The sequence below is a fragment of the Bradyrhizobium sp. genome (assembly GCF_049798375.1).
In the GTDB taxonomy this organism is placed as follows: domain Bacteria; phylum Pseudomonadota; class Alphaproteobacteria; order Rhizobiales; family Xanthobacteraceae; genus Bradyrhizobium.
The window spans coordinates 1-5902 of sequence record NZ_JBARGP010000215.1 but is presented as its reverse complement, the minus strand read 5'-3'; the positions used below and the strand labels follow the sequence as shown (position 1 = coordinate 5902).

The 5902-nt window shown below is 62.8% G+C and carries 5 protein-coding genes; 1 reads left to right on the top strand and 4 read right to left on the bottom strand.

Translation table 11 applies throughout. The features are described from left to right. The 3 genes from fusA to rpsL all read right to left on the bottom strand — a co-directional run. Window positions 1–1718: elongation factor G (gene fusA, locus WA702_RS09165; RefSeq protein WP_425110203.1), on the bottom strand; the 1718-nt coding region annotated here is incomplete at its 3' end. A gap of 33 nt (window positions 1719–1751) precedes the next feature. After that, window positions 1752–2222 carry a 30S ribosomal protein S7 gene (gene rpsG / locus WA702_RS09160; RefSeq protein ID WP_425110202.1) on the bottom strand — a complete coding sequence of 157 codons (471 nt, stop codon included), beginning with the start codon at window positions 2220–2222 and terminating at the stop codon, window positions 1752–1754. A gap of 30 nt (window positions 2223–2252) precedes the next feature. After that, the gene (gene rpsL / locus WA702_RS09155; RefSeq protein WP_044538537.1) at window positions 2253–2624 is read right to left on the bottom strand and encodes a 30S ribosomal protein S12; all 372 of its coding nucleotides are present in this window, start codon (window positions 2622–2624) and stop codon (window positions 2253–2255) included. 689 nt (window positions 2625–3313) lie between these two features. Here rpsL and WA702_RS09150 point away from each other — a divergent pair. Further along, the gene (locus WA702_RS09150) at window positions 3314–4519 is read left to right on the top strand and encodes an FAD-dependent oxidoreductase (RefSeq protein ID WP_425110201.1); all 1206 of its coding nucleotides are present in this window, start codon (window positions 3314–3316) and stop codon (window positions 4517–4519) included. Here the strand turns inward: WA702_RS09150 and WA702_RS09145 are convergent. Continuing rightward, window positions 4471–5902 (bottom strand): ABC transporter ATP-binding protein (locus WA702_RS09145; protein ID WP_425110200.1); only part of this gene is annotated, 1432 nt, incomplete at its 5' end. The two genes, WA702_RS09150 and WA702_RS09145, sit on opposite strands and share 49 nt — an antisense overlap.

Genomic DNA, 5902 nt, shown 5'->3' with positions numbered 1-5902 from the left:
ACGTCGTGATACTTGCCGTCGACCAGCGCCACCTTGACGTCGACCACCGGGAAGCCGGCGACCACGCCGGAGCCGAGCACGCTCTCGATGCCCTTCTCGACGCCGGGGATGTATTCTTTCGGAACCGCACCGCCGACGACTTTGGATTCGAACACATAGCCGCCGCCCGGCTCGTTGGGCTCGACGATGATCGACACTTCAGCGAACTGGCCGGTACCGCCGGTCTGCTTCTTGTGCGTGTACTTGACTTCGGCCTTCTTGGTGATGCGCTCACGGAACGCCACCTGCGGCGCGCCGATGTTGGCGTCCACCTTGTAGGTCCGCCGGAGGATGTCGACCTTGATGTCGAGATGGAGTTCGCCCATGCCCTTGAGGATGGTCTGGCCGGACTCCTGGTCGGTGGACACCCGGAACGACGGATCTTCCGCCGCGAGCTTCGCCAGCGCGATGCCGAGCTTTTCCTGGTCGGCCTTCGACTTCGGCTCGATCGCGATCTCGATCACCGGCTCGGGGAATTCCATCTTTTCGAGAATCACCTGATGGGTCGGATCGCACAGCGTGTCACCGGTGCGGGCTTCCTTGAGGCCGGCCAGCGCGACGATGTCGCCGGCATAGGCTTCCTTGATGTCCTCGCGGTTGTTCGCATGCATCAGCAGCATGCGGCCGATACGCTCTTTCTTCTCGCGGGTCGAGTTCACGACGCCGGTGCCGCTCTGCAGGATGCCCGAATAGATGCGGCAGAAGGTGATGGTGCCGACGAACGGGTCGTCCATGATCTTGAACGCGAGCAGCGCCAAGGGCTCCTTGTCGTCCGCCCTGCGCACGACCTCGTTGCCCTTGTCGTCGGTGCCCTTGATGGCAGGCACGTCGATCGGCGACGGCAGATAGTCCACGACGGCGTCGAGCAAGGGCTGCACGCCCTTGTTCTTGAAGGCCGAACCGCACAGCACCGGGTAGAAAGCGCCGGTCAACACCGCCTTGCGGATCAGCCGCTTCAGCGTTGCCTCGTCCGGCTCCTTGCCATCCAGGAAGGCAGCCAGGGCGTCGTCATCGAGCTCGACGGCGGCTTCCACCAGCTTCTCGCGATATTCGGCAGCCTGGTCGGCGAGGTCGGCCGGAATCTCGGCATAGTCGAACTTGGCGCCGAGCGCCTCGTCGTTCCAGACGATGGCCTGCATCTTCACGAGGTCGATGCAGCCCTTGAAGTTGTTCTCAGCGCCGATCGGCAGCTGGATCGCAATCGGCTTCGCGCCCAGGCGGTCGACGATGTCGGCCAGGCACTTGAAGAAATCGGCCCCCGTCTTGTCCATCTTGTTGGCGAAGACGATGCGCGGAACCTTGTACTTGTCGCCCTGGCGCCAGACGGTCTCGGTCTGCGGCTCGACGCCCTGGTTGGAGTCGAGCACGCACACGGCGCCGTCGAGCACGCGCAGCGAACGCTCGACTTCGATGGTGAAATCGACGTGACCGGGGGTGTCGATGATGTTCAGGCGCTTGCCGTTCCAGAACGCGGTGGTAGCAGCCGAAGTGATCGTGATGCCACGCTCCTGCTCCTGCTCCATCCAATCCATCGTCGCGGCGCCTTCGTGCACCTCGCCGATCTTATGGCTCTTGCCGGTATAATAAAGGATGCGCTCGGTGGTCGTGGTCTTACCGGCGTCGATATGCGCCATGATACCGAAATTACGGTAGTCCTCGATGGCATGAAGGCGGGGCATGGACCTGTTTCCTGATTTCCGTTCGTTTCGCCGTTACCAGCGATAGTGCGAGAAGGCGCGGTTGGCTTCAGCCATCCGGTGCACGTCTTCACGCTTCTTGACGGCGTTCCCCCGGCTATTCGACGCATCGAGCAGCTCCGCCGAGAGCCGTTCGGTCATCGTCTTCTCGTTGCGGTCACGCGCGGCCGAGATCAGCCAGCGAATGCCCAAAGCCTGCCGGCGAACCGAGCGTACCTCGACCGGGACTTGATAGGTCGCACCGCCGACGCGGCGGGAGCGAACCTCGATGGTTGGCATGACGTTTTCGAGCGCCTGCTCGAACACCGTCAGCGGGCTCTGCTTGGTCTTGGCCTCGATAATGCCGAATGCGCCGTAGACGATTCCTTCGGCGACCGACTTCTTGCCGGCGTACATGATCGAATTCATGAACTTGGTGACGATGATGTTCCCGAACTTCGGATCCGGAAGAACTTCACGCTTTTCGGCTGAATGGCGACGCGACATTGTTGTCTTTTCCCGCTTGTCTTGAACGTCTTACTTCGGACGCTTCGCGCCGTACTTCGAACGACGCTGCTTACGGTTCTTGACGCCCTGGGTATCCAGCACGCCGCGGAGAATGTGGTAGCGCACGCCGGGCAAATCCTTGACGCGGCCGCCGCGGATCATGACCACCGAGTGCTCCTGAAGGTTATGGCCTTCACCCGGGATATAGCCGATCACCTCGAAGCCATTGGTCAGCCGCACCTTGGCGACCTTACGAAGCGCCGAGTTCGGCTTCTTCGGCGTCGTGGTGTAGACGCGCGTGCAAACGCCGCGCTTCTGCGGCGACTGCTGCAGCGCCGGCACCTTCTTACGCGACTTCTGCACCTCGCGCGGACTTGCGATCAGCTGGTTGATCGTCGGCATCTTGGCCTTACCCTTCAACGTTCGCACGGAAAGCCTTGACGGCGCTCCGCAAATTCTTGTTCGAGGCTCCCCGCCCCGTTTGGCCGCTTTGGCGTGCAAAAATCCACGCAAAACGAAAACACGCCAACCGCCCATCGCTGAACGGAAAGCGCTTGACGCCACAGAGGACCGCAGTCAGAGCCGATCAGCGTGAGCCGCTCAGCCGTTCACCGAGGTCATGCATCCGAATTTGGTCTCGAGAGAACGCGCTCAAGAGAACTAAAATCGTTCTGGCATTGCCTAGCTTTAATCGACAGCGTTTGAGCGGCATTCGTCGAGGGTGGTGCCCGTCCCTGCCCGTCTCCGAGCAGTAGCTCATCTCTGAGCAGGATGGGTGATCCGTTCCGACGCTAGCGATGCTCACCGCCTGTCGTTGAGTGGCCGCCTTTTATAAGCGGTAAATAGCCAAGTCAAGCAAAACGACCGGGAAGCTACGTGAAGAAGCTGTTCTGCGCCCTGCGATTTCCGCTTCACCGTCGTCATTCGAAGCCATAGCGGCAGTGGCGTACCAACCTATGTAGGTCAGGTTTATTGCCGTTCCAGAGGACCGCATTTAATTTTACCCGGCGTAAATATTAGGAAACAATAAAGCTAAGGCTTTTTTCGTCATTTCGAGCGCAATGATGGCCGGTCCGGGCAGGGCTATGGCCATGAAGCATACCGACGTTGCCATTATTGGCGGGGGGCTGGCGGGCTCGACCGCAGCCGCCATGCTCGGTCGCGCCGGAATTGCGGCCATTCTGGTCGATCCGCATGTGGTCTATCCGCCGGATTTTCGCATCGAAAAACTGGCCGGTCCTGCCCAACTGGGACGCTTCCGCGCCACCGGGCTGGCCGATTCGGTGCTCCGCAAGGCGACGCCGAGCGGCCAGAACTGGATCGCCCGATTCGGCTATGTGCTGGACAAGGGCCCGAGCGAGCAATACGGCCTGCTCTACGATTTGCTGGTGAATGCGCTGCGCGACGAGATTCCGCCTGGAGTCGAGCGCATCGTGGCCAAGGCCGTGGCGGTCACCGCGAGCGAGGACCGCCAGCGAATCGTGCTGTCGAACGACCAGACCATCTCCGCCCGCCTAGTCGTGCTTGCCAACGGGCTCAATGTCGGGCTCCGCCATGGGCTCGGAATCGTCAGGAGAATCGAAAGCGCCGCGCATTCGATCTCGATCGGTTTCGACATCGCCCCGCGCGGGCGCGCCGGCTTCCCGTTCCCGGCCATGACCTATTTCCAGGAGCGGGCGCGCGCGCGGATCCCCTATATCTCACTGTTTCCTCTCCGCGACCGGATGCGGGCCAACCTGTTCGCCTATCGGGAGGTCGACGATCCCTGGCTGCGCGCGATCAGACGCACGCCGGTCGAGGCGCTGGACGCGGTGCTGCCGGGATTCCGGCGGGTCGCCGGCGACTATGCCATATCAGGCGAGGTCAAGGTCCGCCCGGCCGACCTCGCCGTCAGCAGCGGCCATCAGCAGCCGGGCCTGGTGCTGGTGGGCGATGCCTTCCGGACCACCTGCCCCGTTACCGGCACCGGCTCGGATAAGGTGTTCACCGACGTCGAGCGGCTCTGCAACGTCTACATTCCGCAATGGCTCGCAAGCCAGGGCATGGGCGAGGCCAAGATCGCGGCGTTCTACGCCGATCCGCTCAAGCAGGCCTGCGATGCCTGGTCGATGCGCAAGGCTTGGCAGTTCAAATCGGTCTCGATCGGCACCGGCCCCTATTGGCTGGCGCAGCGCTGGGCTCGCTTCGGCGTCTCATTCGGGCGCGGCCTCAAGCACCGGTTGGCGGGCGCGGACGCGCCGGCCGGCGCTCACTCGTCATCATCCTCGTCGTCATCGTCGCTGTCGTCGTCGGCCTGAGCAGCAGCGGCCACCTTGTGGCCCTGGTCGTTCCACAGCTTGCGATAGGTGCCGTTCTTGGCGAGCAGTTCGGCATGGGTGCCGCGCTCGATCGCGCGCCCCCCGGAGATCACGATGATCTCGTCCATTTCCACCACCGAGGTCAGGCGGTGGGTCGACCAGATCATGGTCCGTCCCTTGGCGACCTTCAGCAAGGTGCGGTTGATCGCCGCCTCCGTGGTCTGGTCCAGTGCCGAGGTGGCCTCGTCCAGCAGCAGCACGGAAGGATTGCGGATGATGGCGCGCGCGATCGCGATGCGCTGGCGCTGGCCGCCCGACAGCGTATCGCCGCGCTCGCCGACCACGCTGTCGTATTTCTGCGGCAGGCTCATGATGTAGCGATGGATCTCCGCCTTCTTCGCGGCCGCCACCACCTCGGCATCGGTGGCGTTCTCCTTGCCGAGCCGGATGTTCTCCCGGATCGACATGTTGAACAGCATGTTCTCCTGGAACACCACGGCCATGCTGCCGCGCAGGGAATCACGGGTGACCTTGCGGATGTCGACGCCGTCGATGGTGAGGCGGCCCTCGTCCGGCACATAGAGCCGCAGGATCAGGTTCAGCAGCGTGCTCTTGCCGGATCCCGAGGGGCCGACGATGGCGATGCGCTTGCCGACATCGAGCTTGAGGCTGAGATTGTCGAGCACCGGCGTCTCGCTGCCCTCATACTGGAAGGTGACGCGCTCGAAGGTGATGTCGTGGCTGATGCGCGGCAGATCCGGCGCGCCCGGCCGGTCGATGCCGCGGGTCGGCTCTCTCAGCAGTTCCTGCATGTGATGCACCGCCGCGGCCGAGGAGATCGACACCGGAATGAAGTGCATGACGTGGGCGATGTTGTAGGACACCTCCCAGAATGCGCTCTCGAAGGTCACGAAGGTGCCGACCGTGATCTGGCCCTTGGTAGCGAGATAGGCGCCAAGTGCGAGCACGACCAAATGAAGCAGCAACACCGCGATGGTGACGGTGCGCTCGACCATGGTCGACAGGAACATCGCCGCGCCGATCTTGCGGCGCGCCTCGTCGTTGCGGAATGAGAACCAGCCGAACACTTTGCGGTGCAGGCTGAAGGCCTTGATCACGGCTTGCGCCGAGATGTTCTCCTGAACGATGCCGAGCAGCGCGGCCTCGTTGAGCTTCTGCTCGTAATTGGCCTGCACCGCCTTCGGGGTGAGGATGCGGGGACCGATCAAGGTGATCGGGAACACCAGCAGCGAGATGACGGCGAGCTGCCAGTTCAGGAACAGCATCAGGACGATGCCGGCAATCAACTCGAACAACGGCAGCGCCGCGCTGTTGCTGAAGCTCTTCACCGCGCCTTCGAAGGCCGACAGGTCGACCGAGAAG

Excerpts from the sequence above, each read along its gene's own strand:
- rpsG (WP_425110202.1), bottom strand. The coding sequence starts at position 2,222 with ATGTCGCGTCGCCATTCAGCCGAAAAGCGTGAAGTTCTTCCGGATCCG.
- rpsL (WP_044538537.1), bottom strand. The coding sequence starts at position 2,624 with ATGCCGACGATCAACCAGCTGATCGCAAGTCCGCGCGAGGTGCAGAAG.
- WA702_RS09150 (WP_425110201.1), top strand. The coding sequence starts at position 3,314 with ATGAAGCATACCGACGTTGCCATTATTGGCGGGGGGCTGGCGGGCTCG.